Origin of the sequence: Labrys wisconsinensis (assembly GCF_030814995.1) — a bacterium.
In the GTDB taxonomy this organism is placed as follows: Bacteria; Pseudomonadota; Alphaproteobacteria; order Rhizobiales; family Labraceae; genus Labrys; species Labrys wisconsinensis.
Genome location: NZ_JAUSVX010000050.1, coordinates 1 through 1,713, shown reverse-complemented (window position 1 = coordinate 1,713; position 1,713 = coordinate 1). Strand labels below are relative to the sequence as shown.

Sequence of the window (1,713 nt, the reverse complement as noted above, 5' to 3'; positions counted from 1 at the left end):
GGGAGGAAGATCGATGGCGTTGCTCGACCTTCGCAAGGTTTCGAAGAGTTTTGGAGCGATCAAGGCGCTGACGGATGTGGAGTTCTCGGTGGATCGCGGCGAGATCATCGGGCTGATGGGGGACAACGGGGCGGGCAAGTCGACGCTGGTGAAGCTGATTGCCGGGAACTTTCCGCCTTCCAGCGGGGAGATCGTGCTGGACGGCGAGGTGGTGCATTTCCACAAGCCGGTGGAGGCACGGGCCAAGGGCATCGAGGTGGTCTACCAGGACCTGGCGCTGTGCAACAACCTCACCGCGGCGGCGAACGTGTTCCTGGGCCGGGAGCTGAAGAAGGCGGTGGGTCCGGTGCGCTGGCTGGACCATGGCCGGATGATCAGGAAGGCCGGGGAGCTGTTCGCGGAGCTGAAGTCGGAGACGCGGCCGCGCGACCTGGTGCGGCAGATGTCGGGCGGGCAGCGCCAGGCGGTGGCGATCGCGCGGACGCGGCTGTCGGAAGCCAAGATCGTGCTGATGGACGAGCCGACGGCGGCGATCAGCGTGCGGCAGGTGGCGGAGGTTCTGGGGCTGATCCGGCGGCTGCGCGATGCCGGGATCACGGTGGTCTTGATCAGCCACCGCATGCCCGACGTGTTCGAGGTGTGCGACCGGGTGATCGTGATGCGGCGGGGGCGCAAGGTGGCGGACAAGCGCATCGCGTCGAGCTCGCCCGAAGAGGTGACCGGTCTGATCACCGGCGCCATCCATGCCGCGTGAGGGGGGCGCCATGAGTGTGACGAGGGCTTGCCCGATCCGCAACGCAGCCGCGAGGATGCATCCATGAGCGACACACCCGTGAGCCAGGCGCGGGCGGCCGGCGGCAAGCCGGGGCCGGCGAACGTGTCGATCGAAGCGGTGCTCGGCGTCAGGGAGAAGACGCTGTGGCAGAGCCTGGTGGCGAGCCAGGCGTTCTGGGTGACGGTGGCGCTGCTGGTGATCTGCGTGGTGATGTCGATCCGCGAGCCGCGCTTCCACAGCGAGGACAATTTCTACAACATCACGCGCAACTTCGCCTTCATCGGCATCATGGCGCTGGGTCTGACGGCGGTGATCATCACCGGGGGGATCGACCTGTCGGTCGGCTCGATCATGGGGCTGACGGCGGTGGCGTGCGGGCTGACGCTGGAGGCGGGCTATCCCTGGTATGCGGCGGTGGCGGCGGGGCTGGCGGCCGGGCTGGTGGCGGGGCTGATCAACGGGGCGCTGGTGGCCTATGTCGGGCTGTCGTCCTTCGTGGTGACGCTGGGCATGCTGTCGGCGGCGCGGTCGGTGGCGGTGATCCTGTCGGGCAACCGGATGATCTACAAGTTCGGGGACGGCGGAGCGGCGTTCAAGGCGATCGGCTCGGGCTCGTTCCTGGGGATCGCCAACCCGGTGTGGGTGCTGGTGGTGCTGACGGTGGTGTTCGCGGTGGTGCTGCGGATGACGACGTGGGGGCGCCACCTGCAGGCGGTGGGCGGCAACGAGCAGGCGGCGGTGCTGACCGGCGTGCCGGTGAAGCGGGTGAAGCTGCAGGCCTATGCGGTGTCGGGTCTGGCAGCGGCGGTGTCGGCGATCCTGAGCGTGGGCTGGGCGGGGTCGGCGATCAACGCGCTGGGCACGGGCTACGAGCTTCGGGCGATCGCCTCGACGGTGATCGGCGGGGCCAACCTGATGGGGGGCGAGGGCGGGGCCTA

2 protein-coding genes are annotated in these 1,713 nt (G+C 68.8%); both read left to right on the top strand.

Going from position 1 to position 1,713, the window contains the following annotated elements; all coding sequences use genetic code 11:
* The coding region (locus QO011_RS42460) for an ATP-binding cassette domain-containing protein (protein ID WP_307286766.1) at positions 1-754 on the top strand (754 nt) is incomplete at its 5' end.
* 63 nt (positions 755-817) lie between these two features.
* Positions 818-1,713, top strand: an 896-nt coding sequence (locus tag QO011_RS42455; RefSeq protein ID WP_307286764.1) for an ABC transporter permease, incomplete at its 3' end; no start/stop codon positions are given.